Annotated in this window: 20 protein-coding genes; 10 read left to right on the top strand and 10 right to left on the bottom strand. The window is 71.1% G+C overall.

From position 1 onward, the window contains the following. The first annotated feature begins 14 nt into the window (after positions 1-14). From ACI2L1_RS08105 to ACI2L1_RS08090, 4 genes are all read left to right on the top strand, one after another. Positions 15-710, top strand: coding sequence for a TerB family tellurite resistance protein (locus tag ACI2L1_RS08105; protein WP_404738479.1), 696 nt, complete (start codon positions 15-17; stop codon positions 708-710). 139 nt (positions 711-849) lie between these two features. Further along, a complete protein-coding gene (locus ACI2L1_RS08100) occupies positions 850-2,922 on the top strand; it encodes an MMPL family transporter (RefSeq protein WP_404738478.1) in 2,073 nt (690 codons plus the stop codon). A gap of 11 nt (positions 2,923-2,933) precedes the next feature. Further along, on the top strand, positions 2,934-4,211 hold the full coding sequence (locus tag ACI2L1_RS08095) for a sensor histidine kinase (RefSeq protein ID WP_404738708.1): 1,278 nt from the start codon (positions 2,934-2,936) through the stop codon (positions 4,209-4,211). Beyond that, the gene (locus tag ACI2L1_RS08090; protein WP_404738477.1) at positions 4,208-4,879 is read left to right on the top strand and encodes a response regulator; all 672 of its coding nucleotides are present in this window, start codon (positions 4,208-4,210) and stop codon (positions 4,877-4,879) included. Before ACI2L1_RS08095 ends, ACI2L1_RS08090 begins: the two co-directional genes overlap by 4 nt. Before the next feature lie 166 nt (positions 4,880-5,045). Here ACI2L1_RS08090 and ACI2L1_RS08085 read toward each other — a convergent pair whose 3' ends face one another. The 3 genes from ACI2L1_RS08085 to ACI2L1_RS08075 form a co-directional block, all read right to left on the bottom strand. Continuing rightward, a complete protein-coding gene (locus ACI2L1_RS08085) occupies positions 5,046-5,981 on the bottom strand; it encodes a dihydrodipicolinate synthase family protein (RefSeq protein ID WP_404738476.1) in 936 nt (311 codons plus the stop codon). Between the two features lie 174 nt (positions 5,982-6,155). Then, positions 6,156-7,067 (bottom strand): hypothetical protein, encoded by a 912-nt coding sequence (locus ACI2L1_RS08080; protein WP_404738475.1) that lies wholly within the window; start codon positions 7,065-7,067, stop codon positions 6,156-6,158. Continuing rightward, on the bottom strand, positions 7,064-7,591 hold the full coding sequence (locus tag ACI2L1_RS08075; protein WP_404738474.1) for a SigE family RNA polymerase sigma factor: 528 nt from the start codon (positions 7,589-7,591) through the stop codon (positions 7,064-7,066). The genes ACI2L1_RS08080 and ACI2L1_RS08075 overlap by 4 nt, the downstream gene beginning before the upstream one ends. Positions 7,592-7,672: 81 nt before the next feature. On the opposite strand from ACI2L1_RS08075, the gene ACI2L1_RS08070 reads away from it, so the two are divergent. Then, positions 7,673-8,101: a protein phosphatase gene (locus tag ACI2L1_RS08070; protein WP_404738473.1), complete on the top strand. Its 429-nt coding sequence runs from the start codon at positions 7,673-7,675 to the stop codon at positions 8,099-8,101. An 80-nt stretch (positions 8,102-8,181) separates the two neighbouring features. On the opposite strand, the gene ACI2L1_RS08065 is transcribed toward ACI2L1_RS08070, so the two are convergent. Further along, complete coding sequence (locus tag ACI2L1_RS08065; protein ID WP_404738472.1) at positions 8,182-8,754, bottom strand: class I SAM-dependent methyltransferase; 573 nt, start codon at positions 8,752-8,754, stop codon at positions 8,182-8,184. A 55-nt stretch (positions 8,755-8,809) separates the two neighbouring features. Here ACI2L1_RS08065 and ACI2L1_RS08060 point away from each other — a divergent pair, with 55 nt between their 5' ends. After that, positions 8,810-9,595 carry an AraC family transcriptional regulator gene (locus tag ACI2L1_RS08060; protein ID WP_404738471.1) on the top strand — a complete coding sequence of 262 codons (786 nt, stop codon included), beginning with the start codon at positions 8,810-8,812 and terminating at the stop codon, positions 9,593-9,595. Here the strand turns inward: ACI2L1_RS08060 and bla are convergent. Continuing rightward, positions 9,564-10,493 (bottom strand): class A beta-lactamase, encoded by a 930-nt coding sequence (bla, locus tag ACI2L1_RS08055; RefSeq protein ID WP_404738707.1) that lies wholly within the window; start codon positions 10,491-10,493, stop codon positions 9,564-9,566. The genes ACI2L1_RS08060 and bla overlap by 32 nt on opposite strands. 102 nt (positions 10,494-10,595) lie before the next feature. Here bla and ACI2L1_RS08050 point away from each other — a divergent pair, with 102 nt between their 5' ends. After that, positions 10,596-11,717 carry an abortive phage infection protein gene (locus tag ACI2L1_RS08050; RefSeq protein WP_404738470.1) on the top strand — a complete coding sequence of 374 codons (1,122 nt, stop codon included), beginning with the start codon at positions 10,596-10,598 and terminating at the stop codon, positions 11,715-11,717. On the opposite strand, the gene ACI2L1_RS08045 is transcribed toward ACI2L1_RS08050, so the two are convergent. Beyond that, positions 11,705-13,189: an alpha/beta hydrolase gene (locus tag ACI2L1_RS08045; RefSeq protein ID WP_404738469.1), complete on the bottom strand. Its 1,485-nt coding sequence runs from the start codon at positions 13,187-13,189 to the stop codon at positions 11,705-11,707. The genes ACI2L1_RS08050 and ACI2L1_RS08045 overlap by 13 nt on opposite strands. A 168-nt stretch (positions 13,190-13,357) precedes the next feature. Here ACI2L1_RS08045 and ACI2L1_RS08040 point away from each other — a divergent pair, with 168 nt between their 5' ends. Further along, the gene (locus ACI2L1_RS08040) at positions 13,358-14,317 is read left to right on the top strand and encodes an FAD-dependent oxidoreductase (protein WP_404738468.1); all 960 of its coding nucleotides are present in this window, start codon (positions 13,358-13,360) and stop codon (positions 14,315-14,317) included. Between the two features lie 199 nt (positions 14,318-14,516). Here the strand turns inward: ACI2L1_RS08040 and ACI2L1_RS08035 are convergent, their stop codons facing one another. Together ACI2L1_RS08035 and ACI2L1_RS08030 are read right to left on the bottom strand one after the other, a co-directional pair. Next, positions 14,517-15,722, bottom strand: a complete 1,206-nt coding sequence (locus tag ACI2L1_RS08035; RefSeq protein WP_404738467.1) for a GNAT family N-acetyltransferase — start codon at positions 15,720-15,722, stop codon at positions 14,517-14,519. Positions 15,723-16,277: 555 nt separating this feature from the next. Continuing rightward, on the bottom strand, positions 16,278-16,886 hold the full coding sequence (locus ACI2L1_RS08030) for an SMI1/KNR4 family protein (protein WP_404738466.1): 609 nt from the start codon (positions 16,884-16,886) through the stop codon (positions 16,278-16,280). 455 nt (positions 16,887-17,341) lie between these two features. On the opposite strand from ACI2L1_RS08030, the gene recO reads away from it, so the two are divergent. After that, a complete protein-coding gene (gene recO, locus ACI2L1_RS08025) occupies positions 17,342-18,094 on the top strand; it encodes a DNA repair protein RecO (RefSeq protein WP_404738465.1) in 753 nt (250 codons plus the stop codon). Positions 18,095-18,113: 19 nt separating this feature from the next. Next, entirely contained in the window at positions 18,114-18,962 is an 849-nt protein-coding gene (locus ACI2L1_RS08020; protein WP_404738464.1) for an isoprenyl transferase, read from the top strand. 29 nt (positions 18,963-18,991) lie between these two features. Here ACI2L1_RS08020 and ACI2L1_RS08015 read toward each other — a convergent pair whose 3' ends face one another. Together ACI2L1_RS08015 and ACI2L1_RS08010 are read right to left on the bottom strand one after the other, a co-directional pair. Then, positions 18,992-21,391 carry a M4 family metallopeptidase gene (locus tag ACI2L1_RS08015; protein ID WP_404738463.1) on the bottom strand — a complete coding sequence of 800 codons (2,400 nt, stop codon included), beginning with the start codon at positions 21,389-21,391 and terminating at the stop codon, positions 18,992-18,994. A 229-nt stretch (positions 21,392-21,620) separates the two neighbouring features. After that, positions 21,621-24,992, bottom strand: coding sequence for a hypothetical protein (locus ACI2L1_RS08010; protein ID WP_404738462.1), 3,372 nt, complete (start codon positions 24,990-24,992; stop codon positions 21,621-21,623). Between the last annotated feature and the right edge of the window lie 538 nt (positions 24,993-25,530).

Here is a 25,530-nt window from a genome sequence, read left to right as displayed (position 1 = left end):
CGCGGAGGTGTGACGTGCTGCCAGGACGGGGACGAAACGGCCGTGCCACCAGGCCTGCGCGCCTCCTGGGCACCCGAACCGCGTGGACCACCGTCGGCGACGGCGAGTTCTTCTGCCCCGGCTGCGGGGGCGACCGCAACTACCAGCGCCTGAACGGCCGTCGCCGCTTCACGCTGCTCGGCGTCCCGGTTCTGCCGCGCGGCGACACCGGCCCGGTGGTGGAGTGCGCGGCGTGTCAGCGCCACTTCGGCACGGACGTCCTCGACCACCCCACCACGACCCGCTTCTCCGCGATGCTCCGCGACGCCGTCCACACGGTCGCCCTCGCGGTCCTCGCGGCGGGCGGCACCTGCTCCCGTACCTCCCTGGAGGCCGCGGCCGTCACGGTCCGCGCGGCAGGCTTCGACGACTGCACGGAGGACCAGCTGGAGGCCCTCGTCGAGGCCCTCGCCCAGGACACCGGCCGTCTCCACGACCGCCCCTGCGGAGCCGGCCTCGCCATAGAGCTCCACGAGGCCCTCGACCCCCTCGCCCCCCACCTCGCCCCCGCGGGCCGCGAGTCGATCCTCCTCCAGGCGGCCCGCATCGCCCTCGCGGACGGCCCCTACACCCCGGCGGAGCGCGACGCCCTCTCGACGGTGGGCACGGCCCTGACGATCTGCGCGGACGACGTGACGAGGCTGCTGGCGGCGGCCCGGACACCGTCCTGATACTCCCGGGGGAGTAACGCCGGCTGTCGGACCACCCCCGGCAGTAACCCCCAACTCGCCCTCACGCCCGACGATTCGCCCCCTGCCCGCCGGGAGTCTGGAACCGACCCAGACACCCGACCCGGAGGGAGGCCCGTCGATGGGGGCCGTAAAGATGAGCACACGGCGACGGGCCGTGCCCTGGCTTGTGCTGGGGTTGTGGATCGTCCTGCTGGCGGCGGTGTCGCCGTTCGCGGCGAAGCTCGCCGACGTGCAGCGGGACCGGGCCACGGACTATCTGCCGGCGAGTGCCGACTCGACGCAGGTCGCGAAGATCCAGGACCGGCTGCCCGGAGGCGAGGCCACACAGATGGTCGTCGTCTATCACCGGGACGGCGGGCTGACCGCGAAGGACAGGGCCACCGCCGCCGAGCAGATCGGGCGGATCGCGGACGCGCACACGCTCACCGCCGAGCCGCAGGGCATTCCGTCCAAGGACGGGACCACCGTGATGTATCCCGTCGCCAGCACCGAGCCGGGCACGGACGAGAAGGCCCGCGACCGGCTCGTCAACGATGTGCGGGACATCGCCGAGGGCGGGGCCGGGCTCGGTGTCGAGGTCGGTGGCGAAGGGGCCCTCGCCACCGACGCCGCCGAGGTCTACAACTCGCTCGGCGGGCCGCTGCTCTACACCACCGCCGGAGTCGTCGCCCTGCTGCTGATCGTCATCTACCGCAGTCCGTTCCTGTGGCTGGTGCCGCTCGGGGTCGCGGGCATGTCGGAGTTCCTGGCGCGGGCCGTCGCCTACGGGCTCAACCAGGGCTTCGGGACCTCCGTGACCGGTCAGAGCTCCGGCATCATGACGATCCTCGTGTTCGGCGCGGGCACCGACTACGCGCTGCTGCTGGTCTCCCGGTACCGGGAGGAGCTACGGCGGACCGAGCGGCCGTACGACGCCATGGCGGCCGCGCTGAAGGGCTGCGGGCCCGCCGTGCTCGCCTCCTCCGGGACCGTGGCCGCGGGCCTGCTGTGTCTGCTCGCCGCCGACCTCAACAGCAGCCGCGGAATGGGGCCGTTGGGGACGGTCGGGGTGCTGGTCGCGCTCGCCGCGATGATGACGCTGCTGCCCGCGGTCCTGGTACTGCTCGGCCGCCGGGTCTTCTGGCCGCTCGTCCCGCGCTACGGCAGCACGCCCAAGGTCCGCCGGTCGCTGTTCGCCGCGATGGGCAGCTCGGCCGGGCGGCGGCCGCTCACCGTGCTGGCCGGCGGTGCCGTGCTGCTCGGGGCGCTCGCGCTGGGCGTGCTGAACCTGCCCGGCAGCATCAAGCAGGAGGACTCCTTCACCAGCAAGCCCGACGCGGTCGCCGCCATGGAGACGCTGGCCGAGGCGTATCCGGAGCAGGGGACTCAGCCCATCAGCGTCATCACCCCGGCCGGCCGCGCCGACGCCACCCTCGCCGCGATTCGGGGTACCGAAGGAGTCGACAGCGCGCAGCGGGGCCGTACCGGAGACGGCTGGACCGAGATCGTCGTCATGGCGAAGAGCGCTCCCCAGTCCGCGGGGGAGACCGCGACCATCGAGGCCCTGCGGGACCGACTCGACGGGTCGTACGTCGGCGGGCCCAGCGCCCAGCAGATCGACCTGAAGGACACCAACGCCAGGGACCGGTCGATCGTCGTGCCGATCGTTCTCGTCTCCGTGCTGCTGATCCTGATCGTGCTGCTCAGGTCGCTGGTCGCGCCGCTGATCCTGGTGGCCGCCGTGGTCGCCGTATGGGGCGCCGCCCTCGGTATCGGCGGACTGGTCTTCGGGCCGGTGTTCGGGTTCGAGGGCACCGATCCCGGGCTCGGGCTGCTGTCCTTCGTGTTCCTGGTCGCCCTCGGTGTCGACTACGGCATCTTCCTGATGCACCGGATGCGCGAGGAGTCCCTGGCCGGCGCCGAACCCGTCGACGCCGCCCTCACCGCGCTGCGCTCGACCGGCGGGGTCATCGCCTCGGCGGGCCTGGTCCTCGCGGCCACCTTCGCGGTGCTCACCAACATGCCGCTGGTCCAACTCGTCGAACTGGGCTTCGTGATCGCGGTCGGGGTACTGCTCGACACCTTCCTCGTGCGGACCTACCTGGTCACCAGCGCGGCCGTCGCCCTGCGGCGGAAGGTGTGGTGGCCGGGGCCGCTGTCCCGGGTGCCCGAGCCGCCCGTACGGGCCGAGCGCCAGCGGGAACCCGTGTGACAAGGCCGCTCATGGGCGCCCTTCCCTACCGGAAGGGCGCCTTCCGCGCGGAAGTCCCGGATGATGACCCCGTGCAGGAGACCACGACGCCCCGCCCGGGGGAACGGATCATGGCGGCGGTCAACCGCGACCCGCGGACCGCCCCGCACGGCACCCGCAACGACGCCCTGCTCGCCGGCGTGCTGGCGGTGGTGGCCGTGTGCGTCGGCCTGTTCACCGACGAGGCCCGCCGCCCGGACGCCCTCGGCTGGACACTGCTGCTCGCCGCCCATGTGCCGATCGTGTGGCGGCGCCGGCGCCCGCTGCTCGTGCTGGCCGCCCTGGTGGCGCTGATCGTGCCGTACCACGCCCTCGACTACAACCACGTCGCCCCCACCCCGGTCGCGTACGTCGCCCTCTACACGGTCGCCGTCACCGGCCGTCCCCTGCGGACGATCCTGACGGGCGCCACCGTCCTCAGTGTCTCCACGAGCGTCATGCTCACCGTCAGCACCCATCAGGCCGTCGAACTGCTGCGGATCTCCGGCTGGATCATCGCCGTCCTGTTCTGCGGCATCGACGTCCGCTACTACCGCGAGTACGTCAGAGCGATCGTCGAACGGGCCGAGAAAGCGGAACGCACCCGCGAGGAGGAGGCCCGCCGCCGGGTCGCCGAGGAACGCCTGCGCATCGCCCGCGACCTGCACGACCTGCTCGCCCACACCATCACGCTGATCGGCGTGCAGACCTCCGTCGCCGCACACGTCCTGGCCGCCGACCCCGAACGCCTGGACCGGGAGGCGGTCGCCAAGTCCCTCGACGACATCTCCGAGACCTGCCGGACCGCGCGCGGCGAACTCCGTACGACCCTGGAGGTGCTGCGCGAACACGGACTGCCCGACACCCGCGGCCCGCTGCCCGGCCTCGACGGCCTGCCCGACCTCGTCGCGGCGGCACGACTCGCGGGCGCCCGCGTCGAACAGGACCTGCGCGTCCGCACCTCACCGCCGCCCGCCGTCGGCGCGGCCGCCTACCGGATCGTCCAGGAGGCGCTGACCAACGCGGTCCGGCACGCGGGCCCCGAACCCGCCGTACGCCTCAGGCTGTACGACGAACCGGGCGCCCTGCGTCTGACGGTGACCGACGACGGGACCGGGCCAACTCCCGGCGGCACCCCCGGCTTCGGGCTGGTCGGAATGCGGGAGCGGGCCCGCAGTCTCGGTGGCACACTCGACGCCGGACCACGCCCTGACGGCGGCTTCGAGGTGACGGCCGCGCTGCCGCTCACCGTGGGGGAGGGAACCGTATGACCATTCGCGTGCTGCTCGCCGACGACCAGACCCTGGTGCGGGCCGCGTTCGCCATGCTCGTCGAGTCGGCGCGGGACATGGAGGTCGTCGGAGAGGCGGCCAGCGGGCGAGAGGCCGTGGGGGCGGTCCGCGAAGTGCGGCCCGACCTGGTGGTGATGGACATCCGCATGCCCGACCTGGACGGCATCGAGGCGACCCGGCTCATCGCGGCCGACGAGGAACTCGCCGGGGTGCGGGTGCTGGTCCTGACCACCTACGACACCGACGAGAACATCGTCGAGGCGCTGCGCGCGGGGGCCTCCGGCTTTCTGGTGAAGGACACCCGCCCGGCCGAACTCCTCGACGCCATCCGCACGGTGGCGGCCGGCGAGGCCCTGCTGTCACCGGGGCCCACGGCTCGTCTGATCGAGCGGTTCCTGCGCAGCCCGTCCGTGCCGATGCCGGTGGCGGGCAACGGTCCCGAGTGCCTCTCCGACCGGGAGCGCGAGGTGCTGGCCCTGGTCGCGCGGGGCCTGAACAACACGGAGATCGCCGAGGCGCTGGGCCTGAGCCCGCTGACCGCGAAGACGCACGTCAGCCGGATCATGGGGAAGCTGGGGGTGCGGGACCGGGCGCAATTGGTCATCGTGGCGTACGAGTCGGGGATGGTGACTCCGGGGACGATGTGACGGACGGGGTTTTCCTTCGCCCCCTTCGACCCCCGCTCCTCAAACGCCGGAGGGGCTGATTCCAGCCCGTTGGGCGTTTGAGGACGAGGCCCCTTCAGGGCCGACGGGGGTCTGGGGGCAGCCCCCAGGGACGGGACGGGTAGGGGCGGCGGGGGCGGAAACAGCCCTACAGCAACCCCGCACCGGCCAGGAACTTACCCACCTGCTCCACCTCGCCCGGCGACAACGGCACCTGCGGCTCCGCGGTGACCGGGCAGGCGATCACGCCCCGCAGGTGCAGGGCCGCCTTGAAGGCGCCCAGGGCCGATGACGACGGGCCCATGCGTGTCGGGTCGCCTACGGTGACCATGCCGAACAGGGCGCACAGGCGCTCCTGTTCGGCCCGGGCCGCATCCCGGTCGCCCGCGCGGCACAGGCGGTCGAGGCGGACGTACCCCTCGGGATCGACGTTGGCGAGACCCGGGACCGCCCCGTCTCCACCGACGGCGAGGGCCGCGTCGACGATGAGTTCGGAGCCGGTCAGGACGCTGAAGCCGGTGATGTCGGGGCGGGAACGGGCGCCGGAGACGACCGTGCGGAAGCCCGCGAGGTCGCCGCTGGAGTCCTTGAGGCCGACGATGACGCCTTCGGCGGCGAGGTCGAGGATCACGTCCGGGGGGAGTTTGGTGTGGACGCCGCTCGGGAGGTCGTACGCGATGACCGGGACCGGGCTGCCCGCCGCCACCAGCCGGTAGTGGCGGGCGATCTCCACCGGATGGGTGCTCGCGTAGAACGGGGCCGTGACGACGACCGCGTCGGCGCCCGCGGCCGTGACCTCCCGTACGTGGTCCAGGACCCGGGGCGTCGTCATGTCGATCACCCCGGCGAGGACGGGCAGTTGCCCTCCGACGTGCCGGGCCACCGTCTCCACCACCAGCCTGCGCTGGTCGTCCGTCAGGAACGCCGCCTCGGACGTCGTGCCGAGCACGAACAGGCCGCGCACCCCGCCCGCGACCAGATGGTCGACGAGCCTGAGCAGCGAGGGGACGTCCACCTCGCGGTCCGGTGTCAGGGGCGTGCAGACGGGCGGGACGACACCGGTCAGCGGGGTGGGAAGGGTCATCGAGGCTCCCTCGGGTCTTCGTCGGACTGGTCCTCCTCCACCGGATGGTGGCACCGGAACCGGTGTCCCGGGGCCGACGCTGCCGAGATCGACCACCGGTCGCTGTCCGCGTTGCGCTGCCGCGATGTGGAGGGGGGCGCCGACCCCTGTACGGCGCCCCCGGCTCCCGTCTCGCTACGGCAGTGTCTGCTCGTACGTCGAGTCCTCGTCGGAGTCGTAGATCAGCTTGCCGCCCGTGTCGTAGCCCTTGATGCGCGGGTTCTTGGTGACCTGTTCGGTCAGGGTGCCGGAGGCGACGAACCAGCCGTGGTCGAGGACGGCCTCGCTGGTGGAGCCGCCGTAGGAGACGGTCACCCTGGCCACCGTCGGTTCGACCGTGCCGATGAAGCCCCAGCCGAACGGCAGCTTCCAGTTGCCCTTGTTCATGAACGACTGCTGGTAGAGCTTGTTGGCGCCGGTGTCGACCAGCACGGGCGGGGAGTCCGGCTGCCGGTCGCTGCCGACAGCGGAGTTGAGCCCGGAGGCCTCGCCGTTCTTGATGTTGCAGACCAGCCGGGTCTCCTTCGGCTTCTCCTTCACGGCGACCACGAAGACGCCGTCACCGGGCGAGTTGACGTCGCCGGTGCTGTTCAGCGCCAGGATGATCCGGTACTCGTCGGTTTCGCCCAGGTCCAAGGGGGTGCCGCCGTGGGCCACGCGGTCCCGGTCGTAGGCGAGGCACCGGTCGAGCCCCTCCGCGGCCTGCGCCGACGTGATCCCGTCCCGGAGCTGCCCCGCCGTCGCCGGTCCCGCCGGCCCGCTGGGCGTGGGGGAGGGGGTCGGGGTCGGCGTGGGGCTCGCGGACGCGCTCGGTGTCGTCGCCGTATCCGCCGCCCCCGTCCCGCCGCCGCCCACCGCGAACGCCCCCACCGGCACCGCGGCCAGCGTCACCAGGGCGGCCCCGGCCACCGCCACCCGCCGGCGCCGCTCGATCACACCCTGACGGCGGATCTGCGGATACGGCGCAGGTGACGGCCGGATCGTGTACGCGTCCTCGGCGAGCAGCTCCCGCAGTTGCTCCTCGAAGTCCCGCTCCTCTTCGCTCATTTCGTGCCTCCCTGCGGGGCGCGGTCCATGATCTGCGCGAGCCCCGGATACGTACGCAACTTCGCCAGCCCCTTGGACGCCTGGCTCTTGACGGTGCCCTGGGAGCAGCCGAGCACCTCGGCGACCTCCGCCTCCGACAGGTCCTCCCAGTAGCGCATGACGACCACCGCCCGCTGCCTGGGCGGCAGCCCGGCGAGCGCCCCGAGCAGCACACCGCGCTCGTCGACCCGGGCCACTGCCTCGTCCCGGCCCGCCACCTCCGGCGGCGCGTCGGTCAGCGACTCCTTGACGCGCCGCTTGCGGAAGCGGTCGCTGTTGCAGGTGACGAGCATCCGCCGGACGTACGCCTCCGGGTTGTCGCTGCCCGACACGCGCCGCCAGGAGCGGTACGCCTTCGCCAGCGCCGTCTGCGTCAGATCCTCGGCGTGGTGTGCGTCGCCGGTGAGCAGATAGGCGGTCCGCACCAGGTGCGACCATCTGGCTCTGACGAACTCCTGAAACCGATCCTCTTGTTCGGCCTGCATCAAGCACCCTCCCTCGCCCTCCAGACCACGGTGAGGGCGGATTCGGTTGCCCCGGATTCGGTGACGGGTTCGAATGGGGCCATGCAGGGATGGGACGAACAGGACCCGGGTGTCCTCCGGTTGCCGTCCGGACGCCTGGTCCGGGGCCGCGGCCTACGGCGCCGGCTGGACCCGGCCGCGCAGACACCGTCGTACGGCATCTATCTGCTCGGCGGCAGCCCACCGGAGGTTCCCTGGGACTCCCGCTGGCTCCGCTGGCCGGACTTTCGACTGCCGACGGACCGGGAGGAGGCGCGCGAGGTGCTGGCGGAGGGCTGGCGGCGGGCTGCCGAGGAGCGGGTCGAGATCGCGTGCGGCGGCGGAAAGGGCCGCACGGGAACGGCCCTGGCGTGCCTGGCGGTCCTGGACGGCGTGAGGCCGGAAGAGGCGGTGGCGTACGTACGCGCGCATTACGACCGACGGGCGGTGGAGACGCCGTGGCAGCGCGGATATGTCACGCGGTTCGGATAGCGCTTCCGGGGGCGCGGGGCCGTGTCGATGTGCGGCTCCGCCGCGCGGGCGCGACCAGCCACGACGCTGCCGCGGCCGAACTACTCGCGACGCCCCCGGAACCGAAGCGCGTTGGCCTCGGCATGCCGGTCGACGGACACCTCCGCGAACCCGGCCCTGCGGAGGCGTTCGGCCAGGGTCCCGGGATCCAGCGTGTTCCGGGTGTCCCCGAGGTGCAGGACCCGGAACCGGAAACTGTCGAGGCTGTCGCTGCCCGCGAACACGCCACCCGGGCGCAGCACCCGATACGCCTCCGTGAAGATCCCGTCCTGATGGGCTGACGTCGGCACGTGGTGCAGCATCGTGAAGCAGACCACGGAGTCGAAGTCGCCCTCGGACAAGGGAAGTCGGGCACCGTCCGCATGCAGGATCCGCGCCCGGTCCCCCCACTTGTCCTGGAGCAGCCGAGCCGTGCCCTCGTCGATCTCCGCCGCCGTCACCCTCGGCACCTGATCCACCAGCACCCGGAGATTCGCCCCGTACCCCGGCCCGATCTCCAGCACGTCCTCACCCAGGTCCACATGCTCCAGCGCCCACGGCAGCAGCCGTTCCTTCGTGGTCCGTGCCCACTCCTCGGAGCTGCACAGCTTGCGATGTGCTCGGTTCATCGGCATGCCGACGACGTTAGGGAGCACCGAAGTTGTCCACCACACGCTAGGCTGCCGACCCATGTCGCGGAACGGACACCAGGTCCCGGTCTCCGCCGACCTGCGGAGCAGATACGCCACCGCCGGCATCCTCGTCGGCGACTTCACCATGCCCCGCGGCACCGCCTACCCCGTCCACTGGCACCCCCTCCACCAACTCGCCTGGTCCCCCAAGGGGTTGGTGAGGGTCCGCAGCGAACACGGCGTCTGGCTGCTGCCACCCTCCCTCGCCCTCTGGATCCCCGCAGGGCTCCCGCACACCACCGAGTCCGCCGGTGACGCCGTCATGCGCAGCCCCTACGTCGACCCGGCCTGCTGCCCCCACATCACCTGGCGGGAGCCGACCGTCCTGTCGGTCACGCCCCTGTTCCGCGCCCTCGTCGACCACCTGGTCCGCACCGACCTCGCCGCCGAGGCACGCGCCCGCGCCGAGGCCGTCCTGCTCGACGAACTCCACCCCGTCCCGGTGACCAGCGTCAACGTCCCCCTCCCGCGCGACGCACGCGCCCGTACCGTCGCCGAACGCCTCACCGCCGACCCCGCCGACGCCCGCACCCTCGCGCAGTGGGGCGGCGAGACCGGGGCCAGTGCCCGCACCCTGGCCCGGCTGTTCGTCGCCGAGACGGGTCTCGCGTTCGGGCAGTGGCGAGAACGGCTGCGGATGCAGGCCGCGATGCCGCACCTCGCGGCCGGCCTGCCCGTGCAGGCCGTGGCGCACCGGGTCGGCTACGCCACGGCCAGTTCCTTCACGGCGGCCTTCCGCCGGCTGGTGGGGGTCACGCCGAGGGAGTACTTCCCGGTCGGGTGAGGGTTTCCGCGACCACCCGGGCCGCGTCGGCGACCAGGGCGTCGTCCCGTACCGCGTCCTGCTCGGGCATGGTCGACAGGACGGACAGGACGACCGGGTCGCCCTCCTCGGTCCAGACCACGCCCACGTCGTTGGCGGTGCCGTAGGAGCCGCTGCCCGTCTTGTCGGCGATCGTCCAGGTCTTCGGCAGACCCGCGTGGAAGCGGTTCACGCTGGTCGTGTTGCTGAGCAGCCAGTGCGTGAGCCGCTCGCGGTCCCGGCGGTTCAGCGCGTCGCCGAGGACGAGACGGCCGTAGGTGCGACCGATGGCGTACGGACTCGTCGTGTCCGTGAGCCGCCACGGCTCGGCGGTGTTGAGCTCGGGCTCCCAGCGATCGAGGCGGGTCACCCGGTCTCCGAGGGAGCGGGCGAAGCGGGTGATCGCGGTGGGGCCGCCGAGTTCGCGCAGGAGGAGGTTGCCGGCCGTGTTGTCGCTGTAGGTGATGGCCACCTCGGCGAGCTCGGCGATCGTCATGCCCTCGGCCAGATGCGCCGCCGTCTGGTCCGAGCCCGGGATGACCAGGTCGTCCTCGGTGTAGTGGATCCGGCGGGCGAGCACCTCTCCGTGGCGGTCCAGGTCACGCAGGACGCCGGCGGCCGCGAGGGCCTTGAACACGGAGCACATCGGGAAGCGCTCGTCGGCGCGGAACCGGACGGACCGCCCGGTGGTGAGGTGGTGCGCGAAGACGCCGAGCCGGGCGTCGTACCGCTCCTCCAGTGCGCGCAGGCGGGCGGTGACCTCGTCAGCCGCGTAAGCAGTGGTGCTGGTCAGGAGGGTCGCCGTACCGGCGGCCAGAAGCGAGCGGCGGGACAGCTTTCCGGAGCCTAAGATCTTGCTCTCCTTCGTACGGGGACAGATGCCGATCTCTTCAATGACCGACGTCGAGGGTCATCCCTTGGTTGCACGGCCGTAGACCATCGGCGGACGGACAGGACCGCCCCTGCCCGACACAGTGGCGGCATGGAGAACACAACGGGGATCAGCCGGGCGCGGTTTCTCACGGGAGCAGCGGCGGTCGGGGCCGCCGCGCTCCTGCCGACGGGCCGGGCGGAGGCGAACGCACAGCAGCGTGGCCTCGAACGCCACGGCGTCGTCTACACCGTCGGCGCGGGCGAGACGCCCGGCACCGCTTGGAACACCGCAAGGATGCGTGCCGACATCCGGGCCATCAGGGACGACCTGCACGCCGACACGGTGGACGTCACCGGCGACGGCGTGGAACGCCTCACCGCCACCGCCGCCGAGGCGGCCGAACGCGGGCTGCACATCTGGCTCCAGCCGACCCTCGGAGACGTTCCGCAGCGGGACATCCTCGACCACCTCGCGGAGACCGGCCGGTTCGCGGAGCGGCTGCGGAGGCAGGGCGCGAGCGTGGAGTTCAGTGTGGGCTGCGAGTTCTGGCTGTTCGTGCCGGGCATCCTGCCGGGGGACACGATCCTGGAGCGGGTCGAGAACCGGATGAAGGGCAACTACGACCCGGTGCGGATGCAGCGCGAGCTGGACCGCTTCACCGCGAAGGCCGCCAAGGCCGGCCGCTCGGTCTTCCACGGCCGACTCAGCTACGCCGCAGCCCAGGACGACAAGGTCGACTGGAACCTGTTCGACGTGGTCGGCATCGACTACTACTCCTGCTTCCGCCAACCCCAGGACTACGTACGCGAGTTGAGGCAGTACCTGCGCTGGGGCAAGCCCGTCGCCATCACCGAGTTCGGCACCTGCACCTTCGTCGGCGCGCCCGAGGCGGGCGGCATGGGCTGGGACATCGTCGACTACGACAAGGACCCGCCGGAGATCAAGGGGAACGTCGTCCGCAGCGAGCGCACGCAGGCCGTCCATCTCACCGGGCTCCTCGATGTCTTCGAGTCGATGGGCCTCTACGCCGCGATGGCCTTCGAGTTCCTCACCGCGGACGCTCCGCACCGCCCCGACGACCCCCGCCACGACCTCGACATGGCGAGCTACGGCATCGCCAAGGCGATCAAGGACCGCCCGGACGACCCGCGTTCGGACTGGCACTGGGAGCCGAAGGAGGCGTTCCACGCGCTGGCGGCGCGGTACGGGAGGGCGTGTCAGCGGCAGTAGGTGTCCTGGGCGGGACGCGCCCCCGTGGCCAGGAAGCGGGACACGGTCGCGTCGCCGCACGCGGTGCCGTTGCCGAGGTAGGCGTCGTGGCCGGTGGAGTCGTTGACGACCATGACGGCCCGCCGGCCGAGCGCCTCGCGGAGCTTGAGGGCGCCGCTGAGCGGGGTGGCGACGTCCCGTTCGTTCTGCACCATCAGGATGTTGGACGGGCCGCGGTCGGAGACGTGCACCGGCGCCTCCTCCGGCTCCCACGGCCAGGCGGCGCACGCCATGGCGTTCCTAGGCATGCCCCCGGTCAGCGGGTACTTGGCCCGGCTCTCTGCCACGCCCTTGGTGTACACCGCCGGGTCGCTCGGCCAGTCGGCGTCGTTGCAGATGGTGGCGGCGGCGACCGCGGTGACGTTCTGGAGGACGGCCTCGGGCGGGCCCGCGGGGGCGGGCGGCACCGTGCCCTTCCGGGCGGCGCTGATCAGCTGGGCGAGGGCCGGGTAGTCGTCCGGCTCGTAGAAGGCGTCGAGCATCGACTGGCGCAGGACGTTGCCGTTCAGCTCGGCCGGGTTGGCGCCGGGCCAGGGGATCGGCTCGCGGTCGAGGCGGGCGGCGAGCTTCAGGAAGAGGGGGCGGACCTCGGCGGCCGTGTCGGCGAGGCGGTCCGGATTGCCGGGCGTGGCGGCCCACTTGGCGAACTCCGGGAAGTTGTCCTCGGCGCCCCGCTCGAACGCGGCGAGCCAGGCGCGCTCCGCGAGGACGGGGTCCGCGTTGTCGTTGCTGTCCAGGACAACACGGTCGGTGCGCTGCGGGAACAACTGGAGGTAGGCGTCGCCGACATAGGTGCCGTACGACACGCCCCACGCGGACACCTTGCGCTCACCGAGGGCGGCGCGGACGCGGTCGAGGTCGCGGGCCTCGTTGAGGGTGCTGATGTGCCGGATCAGTTCGCCGCCGTTGCGCGCGCAGGCCTCTGAGATGCGCTGGCCCGCGGCCATGGTGGCGTCGACGGAGCCGTCCGGAGCGGGCCAGGGCAGCAGGGTCGTCCGGGCCAGGTCCCGCTGTTCGAGCCCGCAGTCGACGGCCGTCGAGGGTGCCATCCCGCGTGGCGCGAACCCGATCAGGTCGTAGGCGTCCCGCACGAACCGCGGCAGCTTCTGCCCCTTCTCCGAGGGGTCGTTCATGCTGTCGCCGCCGGGTCCGCCAGGGATCAGCAGCAGGGCGCCGCGCCGGGCGGCCGGATTCTCGCTCGGGATGCGGGAGACGGCGATCTCGATCTTCGGGCCGCCCGGGTCGGCGTAGTCCATGGGCACGGAGACGGTCGCGCACCGCTGGCGCGGATCGAGGCCGCTGCCCTCGCACTCGGTCCACTTCAGTGAGTCGGGGGTGCCGTTCGTCGCGGAAGCGGTGAGGGGCGTCAGGACACCGAAGACGACTCCGGAGGCGGCGGCGATCAGGGCGAGGCTCTGCGTCATCTGCTTCATGTCAGGAGCCTCGCGGATCTGCCGCCGCGGTCCCATCCGGCCAACTGCCCGAATTCCAGGGGGGTTTACCCCCCTTCGTCAGGCCTGGTGAATGGCCGAAGTGGCGGTGGGGGTGTTTGTGCCGGTTCGGTTAGTCTCGGAGTCCGCTACGAGGGAGGCGCGACAGTGGTGGCGAGTGTGCTGGTGATCGGCGCCGGGGTCTCGGGCCTGACCACGGCGGTGTGTCTGGCGGAGGCCGGCATCGACGTCCGGGTGGACACGGACCGGCTTCCCGGCGCCACGACATCCGCGGCTGCGGGCGCGATGTGGGACCCGTTTCTGGTCGAACCGCGCGACCTGGTCGACCGCTGGAGCCGGCAGACCCTGGCGGAACTGACCGCGCTGAGCACGGCCCCGGACACCGGTGTCCGCCTCATGGAGGGCACGCACGAGTCCCGCGTCCCCTGCGAGATGCCCACCTGGGGCAGCGTGGTCGCAGCGCTCCCGTGCCCGCCGCAGGACCTCCGGGACGGCTATGTCACCGGCTGGCGCTACCGGGCGCCACTCGTCGACATGCCCCGCTACCTGAACCATCTCGTACGGCGCCTGGAGCGGACCGGCGGAACGCTCCACCACCGTCACTACGACACCCTCGACGAGGCCCTCCACGAGGCCCCGGTGGTCGTCAACTGCTCGGGTGCGGAAGCGCGGTTCCTCGCCGACGACCCGGCCGTGGACGCGGTGCGCGGACAGCTCGTGGTGGTCGAGAACCCCGGGATCGGGACCTTCTTCTGCGACGACACCCCCGGTGCGCGGGAACTGACGTACATCTACCCGCACGCGGAAGCGGTCGTCCTGGGCGGCACGGCCGAGCCGGGGACCTGGGACCTGCGGCCCGACGACGACGCGGCCCGCGAGATCGTACGGCGCTGCACCGCCGTCGAGCCGTCGCTGGCCGGCGCCCGGGTGATCGAACAGCGGGTGGGCCTGCGCCCGGTCCGCACCGGCGTCCGGCTCACGGAGGAGCGGCGGGACGACGGGCTGCTGGTGCACAACTACGGCCACGGCGGAGCCGGGGTGACCCTGTCCTGGGGCTGCGCCCGCGAGGTCGTGGACCGCGTCCGGGGCACGGTGGGCTCGACGCCGTGACCCTGACCCTGACCCTGATCCGCTACGGTGCGCTCCGCGGCCCGGGTGGTGGCCGTCGGCTCCGTCTTCTGGCCCGCCCGCCACCTCGCGATCCGCACTCCTTCAACCCTCTCGGGCCCTGCGTCCTGGGCGGTCGCTCCGCGGTCTGCGCCCTGATCTGCCGTTGCGGGTCCTGCGGACCGGGCCTCCGCTCCGCGGTCTACGCCCTGATCCGCCACTGCCGTCGCTCCGCGACGTCCGCCTCCGCGCCGCGGCGGAACAGGTACAGCCACGTCCGGGCCGTGAGTGCGGTGATCAGGGCGATGGTCCACGGCCAGCTTGTCGCGTCCGCCGCCACCAGTGCCGCGCCGATCGTCGGGGACGCGGCCGTGAACAGCTTCAGGGCGAGTTCGGTACGGCTGCGGCGGAACCGGTGGGCGATGGAGAACTCCGACCGCTCGTACCAGCCGATCGCCAGACTCAGGACGACGGCCAGCACCATGGTGGTCCAGGGATCGCCGCTGGCCTGCGCGTAGGTGACGGGCAGCGAGATCAGGAAGGGGAGCACCCCGCCGTACTCGGAGAGGACGTTGCCCCACTTCATGATCCTGCCGAACGAGTTCGAGCGGAGCCGCGCGAGCTCGCCGGACGCGCTCGCGTAGATGATCAACGACAGTACGGTGGCGAAGGTCGCGCCGATGAGCAGCAGCCGTACGTCGTCCGGGAACCGGGTGGAGGAGAAGGCGAAGCCCAGCAGGAAGGTGACGGCGGCCAGGATCGAACCGGAGAAGGCGATACCGGCCGCAGCCTCTCCCGACTGGAGCGCGGCGGGGTCGTCCTTCTCGAACCGGGCGATCTCGAAGGCGGGTTCACCACCGAGGGTCACCAGGGCCGTCACCGCGTGGTCGGAGGGCGACAGGGACTCCACGAGCTGTTCCCGCGCCGAGACGGGCACGAGGTGGCGGGCCTCGGGATCGATGTACTCCACGCGGGACTTGTACTGGTAGTGCACGTGGAGACCGGGCAGGCGCAGCACCCGGGTCCCTATGAATCCGGACGCCAACAGGAGCCGGGTGAGGGTGAGTTGCTCGGTCCTGGCGATCACGGATATGAGGGGAGGCTCGTCCGACTTACGCAGAAGTACCCGCAGCATCTCGGCCAGCAGCTGTGCGGCCGCACCCTGCCGACGTGCTTCTTGGCGTACGGCGACGACTGTCAGTCGCGCATGCCCCGGTGACGGCATCTCGGCGGCCACACAGCCCACCGGCACCCCGTCGGACACGGCCACGAGCGCGAGGCCACGGTCCACGGCCTGGGCGAGCAGCGCCGTGGCGGGTATGTCCTGCGGCTCACAGGTGTCGGTCAACAGGGAGTGCAGAGCGGTCAGTTCGGCAGGCCGGGCCGCCTGGACGGTCCACGGGGGCACTACTTGAGCAGCCCGAGGAAGCCGGGCCAGGTGCCCTCGCCGTCGCTGTGGCTGCCGTACTCGCGCATCGTCCGAAGTCCTCCGCCGCCGACTCGACCAGGGCCGGGGACGCCTCCGGCGGCCCCGAGCAGATCGTATGCGCGCCGCCCCCGTTTCACCACGGCCGGAGTTCGAAAATACCGTCGGTTTGTGGAACCTCATCGATGTGCGGCGAGATATCCGGCCGAGGTTTTCGAAAGGCCTGCTCGAACTGCCCGACACAAGCGCCGGACACCTGTAGGTGCACAGACTCCTGCCGAGTGTAGGGAAAGAACGCCACCGCCGAGAAGGGAAGAGTGAAACCCGAAAAGGCGGGGGAGTTCGGTGGGATCGGACTCTGGAGGGAATCGGTGACGAGAATGCCCGTGGGTACGTATGTCGTGGACACCCGTACCGGGAAGTTCGGCGTCGTGATGGGGTACGAGGGGCCGTACGTCCAGCTCAGACCGTACGCTGGCGGCAGGGAGTGGGACGCGGCCCCGGACGCCGTACGGGAAGCGAGTCCGGCCGAGCGGCTCAGGGCTGTCTCGTCTGTACCGGCCACTCCAGCATCCGCTCCTCGTGCAGCCGGGGAACCCGGGGTACGGAGGTCACCGGAGTCCGCTTCTCCAACGCGTCGTACAGATCCGCGAGCATGAGATCCATGCGCGGCCACAGCAGGCGGTACTCGGGATCACCGAACGACATCTCCCCGATTTCTCCCGAGTGATGAAGGCGGTGGTCCACGAACAACAGATCACCGGAGATGTTCCGGGCGAGAGGAACCCACAGGGGGTCGGCGATCCGGCCGATCACGAGGTCCTCCTCGTCCTCCTCGCGGGCGTCTTCCACCATCGAGACGAGATCCCGGTGCGCCTGCAGAATCCCGTCGACGTCCAACAGGCTGTAACCGAGAAGGAAGGCGCCCGCTTCGGTACTGGCCCGCCGCATGACGACTCCGTTGTGCAGCCCGAGGGTCACCCTGACGTCCTCATGCACGAGGAAGCCGAGCCCGTCCTCCAGCCGTCTGATCTCACCGTCCGAGCAGCCCGGCCGCAAGGTCGCGTGGTCTCCCGGAGCATGCGCGCCCAGCCAGTCCTCGAAGCACTGCCACAACTCGGTGAGACCCGGTGTTCCGGTAGCCATGGGGTGTTTGTACACCGCCCCTCCTCCGCCTCGGACACCCGGGCCCCGCTTGCGTAGGCGAGAATGGGCTCATGAGTCTGTTCCGCGACGACGGCATCGTGCTGCGCACCCAGAGGCTGGGTGGGGCGGACCGGATCATGCTGTGTTCGCCCGGGGGGCAACGCCCGGACCCCCGGCCGGCCCGCTGTGGGGGTGTGCGGTGAGTCTGTTCCGGGATGACGGCATCGTGCTGCGCACCCAGAGGCTGGGTGGGGCGGACCGGATCATGCTGTGTTCGCCCGGGGGGCAACCCCCGGACCCCCGGCCGGCCCGCTGTGGGGGTGTGCGGTGAGTCTGTTCCGGGATGACGGCATCGTGCTGCGCACCCAGAGGCTGGGTGAGGCGGACCGGATCATGCTGTGTTCGCCCGGGGGGCAACCCCCGGACCCCCGGCCGGCCCGCTGTGGGGGTGTGCGGTGAGTCTGTTCCGGGATGACGGCATCGTGCTGCGCACCCAGAAGCTGGGGGAGGCGGACCGGATCATCACGCTGCTCACACGCGGGCACGGGCGGGTGCGGGCCGTGGCCCGTGGGGTGCGGCGGACCAAGTCGAAGTTCGGGGCGCGCCTCGAACCCTTCTCCCATGTCGACGTGCAGTTCTTCGCGCGGGGGAGCGAGCTGGTCGGTCGCGGGCTGCCGCTGTGCACGCAGAGTGAGACCATCGCGCCCTACGGTGGCGGGATCGTCTCCGACTACGCGCGGTACACCGCCGGGACGGCCATGCTGGAGACCGCCGAGCGGTTCACCGACCATGAGGGGGAGCCCGCCGTACAGCAGTATCTGCTGCTCGTCGGGGCGCTCAGAACCCTCGCCCGGGGCGAGCACGCGCCCCACCTCGTGCTCGACGCCTTCCTGCTGCGCTCCCTCGCCGTCAACGGCTACGCCCCCAGCTTCAGCGACTGCGCGAAGTGCGGCATGCCGGGCCCGAACCGTTTCTTCTCCGTGGCCGCCGGAGGCTCGGTCTGCGTGGACTGCCGGGTGCCCGGCAGCGTCGTACCGTCGTCGCAGACCCTGGAACTCCTCGCCGCGCTGCTTACGGGAGACTGGGAGACCGCGGACGCCAGTGAGCCGCGGCACGTCCGGGAGGGCAGCGGTCTGGTGTCCGCCTACCTGCACTGGCACCTGGAACGCGGGCTCAGATCCCTGCGTTATGTAGAGAAGCAACCCTGAGAGGGAGACGAGAACCACCATGGTCGTACGCGGGATCCTCGGTCGCCAGCGCCGCGAGTACAAGACGCCCGAGCCGCACCCGTCCGGCGCCCGTGCGCCGAAGCTCCCCGGTGAGCTGATCCCCGAACACGTGGCGATCGTCATGGACGGCAACGGGCGGTGGGCGAAGGAGCGCGGGCTGCCCCGGACCGAGGGGCACAAGGTCGGTGCCGAGCGGGTGCTCGACGTGCTCCAGGGCGCGGTCGAGGTCGGGGTGAAGAACATCTCCCTCTACGCCTTCTCCACCGAGAACTGGAAGCGCTCGCCCGACGAGGTCCGCTTCCTGATGAACTTCAACCGCGACTTCATCCGCAAGACCCGTGACCAGCTCGACGAGCTCGGGATCCGGGTGCGCTGGGTGGGCCGGATGCCCAAGCTGTGGAAGTCCGTCGCCAAGGAGCTCCAGGTCGCCCAGGAGCAGACCAAGGACAACGACAAGCTGACCCTGTACTTCTGCATGAACTACGGCGGCCGGGCCGAGATCGCGGATGCCGCGCAGGCCCTCGCCGAGGACGTGAGGGTCGGGCGCCTCGATCCCGCCAAGGTCACCGAGAAGACCCTCGCGAAGTACCTGTACTACCCCGACATGCCCGACGTGGACCTCTTCCTGCGTCCCAGCGGCGAGCAGCGCACCTCCAACTACCTGATCTGGCAGAGCGCCTACGCCGAGATGGTCTTCCAGGACGTCCTGTGGCCCGACTTCGACCGCCGTGACCTGTGGCGGGCCTGCCTCGAGTTCGCCTCCCGGGACCGCCGCTTCGGCGGGGCCGTCCCGAACGAGGAGCTCCTCGCGATGGAGGAAGCGATGAAGGGCGAGCCGGAGGCCTGAGCCTGCGACCCGCCCCTGCCCGAGAGGGCTCAGCCGGTCGTCACCGCCGTGTCGTCGATCACGAAGCTGGTCTGGAGCGAGGAGTCCTCGACGCCGGTGAACTTCAGGGCGACCGTGGTCCCCGCGAAGGCCGACAGGCTGAAGGACTTCTGGACGTAACCGCCGGCCGCGTTGAGGTTCGAGTACGTGGCCAGGGTCGTCGAACCGGCGGTCACCGTCAGCTTGTCGTACTGGGTGCTGGTGGTGGTCTCCGCCGTGTCGATGTGGAGGTAGAAGGTGAACGTCGTCCCGGTGCAGCCGCTCGGGACGGTCACCGACTGGGACAGCGTGTCGGTGTGGGTGGAGCCGTAGCCGTCCAGCCAGGCCTTGTAGGAGCCGGTGCGGGCGGCCTGGTCGCTGTCGTTGGTGATGACACCGCTGGTCGCGGTCCAGGTCGTGTTGCCCGACTCGAAGCCCTGGTTGCCCAGCAGCTGGGTCGAGGTGCAGCTGCCGCCGCCCGACGAGCTCACCGTCCAGGTGAAGGACGCCGTGCCGGTGGCTCCCGTGCTGTCGGTCACCGTGACCGTGCTGCTGTAGCTGCCGGCCGTGGTCGGGGTCCCGGAGATCAGGCCGGTGGAGCTGCTGATCGACAGGCCGGTGGGCAGACCGGAGGCCGCGTAGGTCAGTGAGCCGCTGTTGGTGCTGCTCGCGCTGACCTGGAGGCTTACGGCCGTCCCGACCGTGGTCGACTGGCTGCCCGGGTTGGTCACCGTCACGCCGGTCGACGGCACGGTGATGTGGCTGCCGACGTTGATGCCGGCGAAGGCGTTGCCGACCCCGGCGTACTGCGCGGAGCTGGTGCCGTAGAGGGCGGCTGCCGCGTTCAGGGCGGCGGTGCGGGCCGCGGCGTAGTTGGTGCTGGACGTCATGTACGTCGTCAGCGCCTTGTACCAGATCTGCAGGGCCGCGGCCCGGCCGATGCCGGCGACGGCGACACCGTCGGAGGTCGGGCTGTTGTAGGTGACGCCGTTGATGGTCTTGCTGCCGCTGCCCTCGGAGAGCAGGTAGAACATGTGGTTCGCCGGCCCCGAGGAGTAGTGCACGTCCAGGTTGCCGACGCCCGAGTACCAACTGTCCGCCGAGCCGCCGTCCTTGTCGGGCTCGTCCATGTAACGCAACGGCGTGCCGTCGCCGTTGATGTTGATCTTCTCGCCGATGAGGTAGTCGCCGACGTCGGTGGAGTTGTTGGCGTAGAACTCCACACCGGTGCCGAAGATATCGGAGGTCGCCTCGTTCAACCCGCCGGATTCACCGGTGTAGTTGAGACCGGCCGTGTTGGAGGTGACGCCGTGGCTCATCTCGTGGCCCGCCACGTCCAGCGAGGTCAGCGCGTGAGTGCTGCTGGTGCCGTCGCCGTACGTCATGCAGAAGCAGTCGTCGTCCCAGAAGGCGTTGACGTACGCCGTGCTGTAGTGGACGCGGCTGTAGGCGGCGACACCGTCGTTCTTGATGCCGCTGCGCCCGAAGGTGTTCTTGTAGAAGTCCCAGGTCGTCTGGGCGCCGAAGTGCGCGTCCACGCCGGCGGTCTGGGTGTTGGAGCCGGAGCCGGTGCCCCAGGTGTCGTCCGTGTCGGTCATCAGCGTGCCGGTGCCCGACGTGGCGTTGTTGAGGCTGTACGTCTTGTGGCCGCCGCGCGAGGTGTCGTACATCTGGTACGTCGAGCCGGACAGATACGTCCCGATGGTGACCGTGCCGCTGTACTGGCTGTTGCCGGTGCCGGTCTCGACGCCCTCGAACCGGGAGAGTTCGGCGCCGGTCGTGGCGTCCGTGATGACGTGCAGCTTGCTCGGCGTGCCGTCGTCCTGGAAGCCGGAGACCACCGTCTCCCAGGCGAGCTTCGGGGTGCCCTCACCGGCCCAGATCACCTTGCGGGCGCTCTGTGCGGCGGGGTTCTCGGCGTCGAGCGCCTTTGCGGTCTTCAACGCCTTGGTCTCGGCGGACGCCTTGCCGAACGTGGCGGTCGTGGACTTGACCGATACGGTACGGCGGTTGTTGTTGAAGGTCGTGCTCACGGTGCCGGTGGCCAGCGAGGCCGGGGGTGTGTGGACGACCAGGTCGCCGCCGAGGACCGGAAGTCCGTCGTAGGTGCGCTCGTAGCGGGTGTGGAGGGTGCCGTCGGCGTCCTTCACGACGTCCTTGACGACCAGCTTCTCCTTGGCGCCGAGGCCGAGGGAGTCGGCGGTGGCCTCGGTCTTGCCCGACGCGCTCTTGATGAGTGCGGTGCGCTGGGCCGGGGAGAGTTCGGCCTGGAGGCCGCCGGCGCGCAACGCGCCGGCGTGGGGGGAGGCGGGCTCGGCGGTCGCGGGGACCGTCTGGATTCCTACGGCTAGCAGCGATGCGGCGGCGACCAGGGACGCGGCGGCGGCCGATCTGCGGGGGGAGGGTCTCACTCGTACTCCTCTTGCGACGACGGGGTGGAGGTGCCGTGCGGGAACTGCGTGAGAGCTGGAGGGAGAGTGACATGATTGATCGGGGCATGTCATGCGGGTGGGCGGGAGTCAAGGGTTAACCCTTGACCAAGCTGTGAGGCCGCCATGAAAAGGGCCTCCTGGCGCACCGGTTGGCGTAGCCGCCCTCCGAATTGCCAAGAGGCCCTGCTGGTGCTGGTGCTGGTGCGGGTCAGAACATCGACGACAGACCGCTGGTGATCGAGGAGACGAGCTCCTTGCCCTCCTCCGCGACCTGCTTCACCACGGGAGCCACCCTCTTGGCGACCGGGGTGATCCACTTGGACTGGCCGTAGGTGACCAGGCTCAGCGCCGTGCCGGCCGCGGCCCACATGAACTCGCTGCTGGTGAAGCCGTGTTCGATGCCGGTGAACAGGGTGCTCAGCGCGCCGGCACCCATCGCGATGCCGCCGAAGATCGCCGCGGCCGGGACACCGACGACGGCGAACGGCGGGAAGACGAGGCTGGCGAGCCCGAGGCCGGCGGAGATGAATCCGGCGCCGATGCTGACGTAGTTGAAGGCGTCGGCCCACCAGCCGGCGTCCGAGTACCACTCGTCGTTGTCGCCGTTGGTGCCGTTCTGGTTGACGTCGTCGTTGGCATCGCTGTCGGCCGGGTTGCTGCCGTTGTTCCGGTTCTCCTGCGCCTTCTCCGCGGCCTCACGGGCGGCCTCGCGGGCCTCGTCCTGGCGCTTCTGGATGACGATGGCGCGCGCCTGGTTCGCCGCCGCGGCCGCCGTGGCCGCGTCCCGGCCCGCCTCGAGTTCGGACTGGCGGGCGCTCGCCGCGGACTGCTGGGCGCTGTAGGCGGAGTTCAGGGCCGAACGGGCCGAGTCGATCGCCTTGTTCGCGGAGTAGTTCGCCGAGCGGGAGGCGGTGCGCGCCGTCGTCGCGGCAGCCGAGGCCTTGTTCGCCGAGACCTGCGCGTCCGCGGACGACTTGTCCGCCGCGTCCGCGTTCTGCCGGGCCTGGTCGGAGTACTGGCCGGCCTTCGTCCCCGCCGCGACGGCCTTGTCCGCCCACTGCTGGGCTTCCGTGGCGGCGTTGCGGGCGGTCGCCGCCACCTGCGACGCCAGTGCCGCGGTCTGCTGCGCCGCGTAGGCGGTCTTGGCCGCGGCGGCGATCGCCCCCTGGATCGCCGCGACGTGGGTCGCGGAGTCGTGGTCGAGCTGGGCCGCGGAGTGCTGCACGACCTGGACGAAGTTCCGGCGCATCCACGTCGGCCCCTCCAGGGCGACGTCCCCGTAGGCCTTGGTGTAGTCGCCTCCGCTCGCCACCGAGGTCGCGGTCTCGACCGCGTCGTCCTCCCGTACGGCCTCGGGGTAGGTGCGGTCGAAGAAGTCCTGCAACGCCTCCGGGGTGTTCTTGTCCAGCGCGTCGTTGGCCGCCTCGATGACGGCCTTGCCGGGCTTCTGGTCGAGGATGCGGCCGATCTGCACCCGGTTGTCGTCCTGCGAGGCCTTGATCACCCCGGAGGTCAGGAAGTCGCCCACCGCCGTGGAGCTGGTACTCGCCAGCGCCGCGTGCGCCGCCGCCGCGATGGCGGGGTTGGATATCTGCGCGATGTAGAGGACCGTCTCCCGGTCGTCCTGGCCCTGGGCGACACCCCGGTCGAGGTCGATCCAGGAGAACACGTCGTCGTCGCTGCCGGACAGCGCGAACTGGGCGGCCTCCCGCGTCCACGCGCCCTTGGCTTCGAGCAGCCCGGTGGCGGCCTTGCGGCCCAGGGTGGCGGCGAGCGCCAGGTCGCCGTCCGTGAACAGGGCCTTCTCGGCCGCGCTGATCAGGTCCTTGAGCGCCTGATCGGTCTGCGCTTCCTGGGCCCGCTTGTTCGCGTACTCGGCCAGCTCCGCCACCTCGATCTCGGCCAGCAGCCGGGCCTCGTCCACGCCCTGCAGCCGCTCCTGCTCCAGGCGCGCGAGCTCCGCGTCCCGGGCCGCCTTGGCGACCGCCATGGCGTCCGTCACGGCCTTGGTGGCGGTGTCGGCGGCCTTGACGGCCTCACCGGCGTGGGCGGTGGACTTGTTCGCGAAGTCGATGGCCTTGCCCGCGTTCGCCACGGCCTCGTCGACGGCGTCGGCGGCCTTCTCGGCATGGGCGGCGGCGGAGTTGGCGGCATCCCGCGCGACGGCCGCGGCCGAGGCCGCCGCGTTGGCGAGGGCCTGTGCGGTGGAGGCGGCGTTGGTGGCGCGGTTGGCGGCGGCGGTGGCGATGGCGGCCTGGCGCTTGGCCTCGGCGGCCTGCGACTGGGCGACTCCGGACGCGGCCGCGGCCTGCGCGGAGGCGGTGGCGGCGGCCGCGGAGTTACGGGCCGCGGAGGCGGCCGAGGCACTGGCGCTGACGGACTGCGCGCAGGCGGCCCGCGCGTAGTCGGCGGCCTTGGCCGCGGTACGGGCCTTCGCGGCGGAATTGCGGGCCGTGACCGCCGCGTCCTTGGCCGCCTGGGTCTTGCTCGCGTCCTTGGAGGCCGCGATGGCCGCGTTGTAGGCACGGGACGCGGCCCCTCCGGCGGCCGACGCGGCCTGGGAGGCTGCGGTGGCCGCCCAGGAGGCGCGCCGGGAGGCGTTCACGGCCGCGTTGGAGGCGTTGATGGCGATACGGGCGGCGTTCGCCGCGCCGGTGGCCGCACTGGCCGCCTTGCGGGCCGCCGCGGCGGACTTCTGTACGTCCTCCTTGGCGGCCTCGGCCTCGGCCGCGGCCTTCTCCGCCGCCTTCTTCGCCTCGGCCGCGGCGGCCAGGGCCCGCTCGGACGCCTCGACGGCCAGGTCGGTCTCGGCCTGGGCGCGCTTGCCCTCCCGGTCGACGACCGCGACGAGTTCCTCGATGGTCGCCGACTCCTGGTCGCGGGCGCGCGCGATGTGCTGGCCGGTGTCGAGGAACCACTGGATGTCCGTCGCGGAGCCGTTCAGGGCGCGGTTCGCGTACTTCTGCACCTCGGGCCCGGCGTTGACCAGCATGGCGGAGACCAGGAGCTGGGAGTCCTCCAGACGGGCGGCGTACTGACCCTCCGTCAGGAAGGCCTCAAGCGCCGACCGCGTGCCCGTGTCCAGGGCCGCGGACGCCTTGCGCTGGACCGCCTTTCCGCCGGTGGCCGACAGGATGGCGGTCGCCACCTGAAGGTCTTCCAGGAGAGCCGACTCGTAACCGCCCTGGAGGAAGGCGGCGATGGCGCTGTCGCCACTGTCGAGAGCGGCGACGGCCTCGCGGCGCAGGCCCTTGCCGGAGCGGGAGAGGTAGCTGGCGATCGCGACGCGGTTGTCCTCCGTCGTCACCGTCGGCAGCGTCTGGGCGATAAAGGTACTGATGTCGGTCTCGGTGCCGAAGAGCGCGTCGGCCGCCGCGGCCTTGGTGGCCTTCCCGCCGGTCATCCAGGCTCTGACCACCTTCGCCCGGTCGGTGTTCGGCAGGGAGAGCGGATCGGCCGTCGTCGCTGCCGCGTCGGCCGCGCGGGCCACCGGCGCCCACGTCAGGGGCGCGGCGGCGACGGCTGTCACAGCGGCGAGCGAGCCGAGGACTCGTCTGCGGCTCCAGAAGATCGTCTGCATATGTTTTTCCCCGTGGTTTCTGTGTGATCCCGGTTGGGTCTATGCGGTGCCTGCGCAATGACGTGACCCTACCAACGCGCGTTCACAGGGCAATCAATTCGGCTACGCGAATTCAAAAGCATTCTTTGTCTTTTCGTTATAGAAGCCGTACAACCCTTCCCGGGTGTGGCGAGCGTCACACCGAACCTCCAACTGCCGTCCGTTTTATGGGTTTTGGAGGGTGGACAAACCTGCGGAAGCGATGTGGCATCGAGGCCGGGGGAAAGCGATGTGGAAGCACTCGCGGCTTTGGCTATTTCCTTCACGTTTGCCTTGAACCACGTTCTGGCATTGATTCGGAAGCAACGAGTTTAGGAAAGTGATGAAGTCGCGTACCACATTTGCGGCACAGTCGCAGCGCAAGAGACTTATAGGCACAGTTGTGGCGGCTCTGGCCGCCGGCACCCTGGCCTGGACCGTCCTGCCGGGCGGTGGCCCGGCCACGCCGGTGTCGGTGGCCGACGAGGCTCCGGGTTACGCGGTGGAGGACTTCGACTAC

Origin of the sequence: Streptomyces sp. NPDC019531, from assembly GCF_044903305.1 — a bacterium.
Lineage (GTDB): Bacteria > Actinomycetota > Actinomycetes > Streptomycetales > Streptomycetaceae > Streptomyces.
This window is presented reverse-complemented; position numbering and strand designations above follow the sequence as displayed.

What these genes read in the sequence shown, in the direction of transcription:
- ACI2L1_RS08100 (WP_404738478.1), top strand. Translation starts at nt 850, where the DNA reads ATGGGGGCCGTAAAGATGAGCACACGGCGACGGGCCGTGCCCTGGCTT.
- ACI2L1_RS08050 (WP_404738470.1), top strand. Translation starts at nt 10,596, where the DNA reads ATGGAGAACACAACGGGGATCAGCCGGGCGCGGTTTCTCACGGGAGCA.
- ACI2L1_RS08090 (WP_404738477.1), top strand. Translation starts at nt 4,208, where the DNA reads ATGACCATTCGCGTGCTGCTCGCCGACGACCAGACCCTGGTGCGGGCC.
- ACI2L1_RS08085 (WP_404738476.1), bottom strand. Translation starts at nt 5,981, where the DNA reads ATGACCCTTCCCACCCCGCTGACCGGTGTCGTCCCGCCCGTCTGCACG.
- ACI2L1_RS08065 (WP_404738472.1), bottom strand. Translation starts at nt 8,754, where the DNA reads ATGCCGATGAACCGAGCACATCGCAAGCTGTGCAGCTCCGAGGAGTGG.
- ACI2L1_RS08070 (WP_404738473.1), top strand. Translation starts at nt 7,673, where the DNA reads ATGCAGGGATGGGACGAACAGGACCCGGGTGTCCTCCGGTTGCCGTCC.
- ACI2L1_RS08080 (WP_404738475.1), bottom strand. Translation starts at nt 7,067, where the DNA reads ATGAGCGAAGAGGAGCGGGACTTCGAGGAGCAACTGCGGGAGCTGCTC.
- ACI2L1_RS08020 (WP_404738464.1), top strand. Translation starts at nt 18,114, where the DNA reads ATGGTCGTACGCGGGATCCTCGGTCGCCAGCGCCGCGAGTACAAGACG.
- ACI2L1_RS08045 (WP_404738469.1), bottom strand. Translation starts at nt 13,189, where the DNA reads ATGAAGCAGATGACGCAGAGCCTCGCCCTGATCGCCGCCGCCTCCGGA.
- ACI2L1_RS08095 (WP_404738708.1), top strand. Translation starts at nt 2,934, where the DNA reads ATGGGCGCCCTTCCCTACCGGAAGGGCGCCTTCCGCGCGGAAGTCCCG.
- ACI2L1_RS08075 (WP_404738474.1), bottom strand. Translation starts at nt 7,591, where the DNA reads ATGCAGGCCGAACAAGAGGATCGGTTTCAGGAGTTCGTCAGAGCCAGA.
- ACI2L1_RS08030 (WP_404738466.1), bottom strand. Translation starts at nt 16,886, where the DNA reads ATGGCTACCGGAACACCGGGTCTCACCGAGTTGTGGCAGTGCTTCGAG.
- ACI2L1_RS08060 (WP_404738471.1), top strand. Translation starts at nt 8,810, where the DNA reads ATGTCGCGGAACGGACACCAGGTCCCGGTCTCCGCCGACCTGCGGAGC.
- ACI2L1_RS08010 (WP_404738462.1), bottom strand. Translation starts at nt 24,992, where the DNA reads ATGCAGACGATCTTCTGGAGCCGCAGACGAGTCCTCGGCTCGCTCGCC.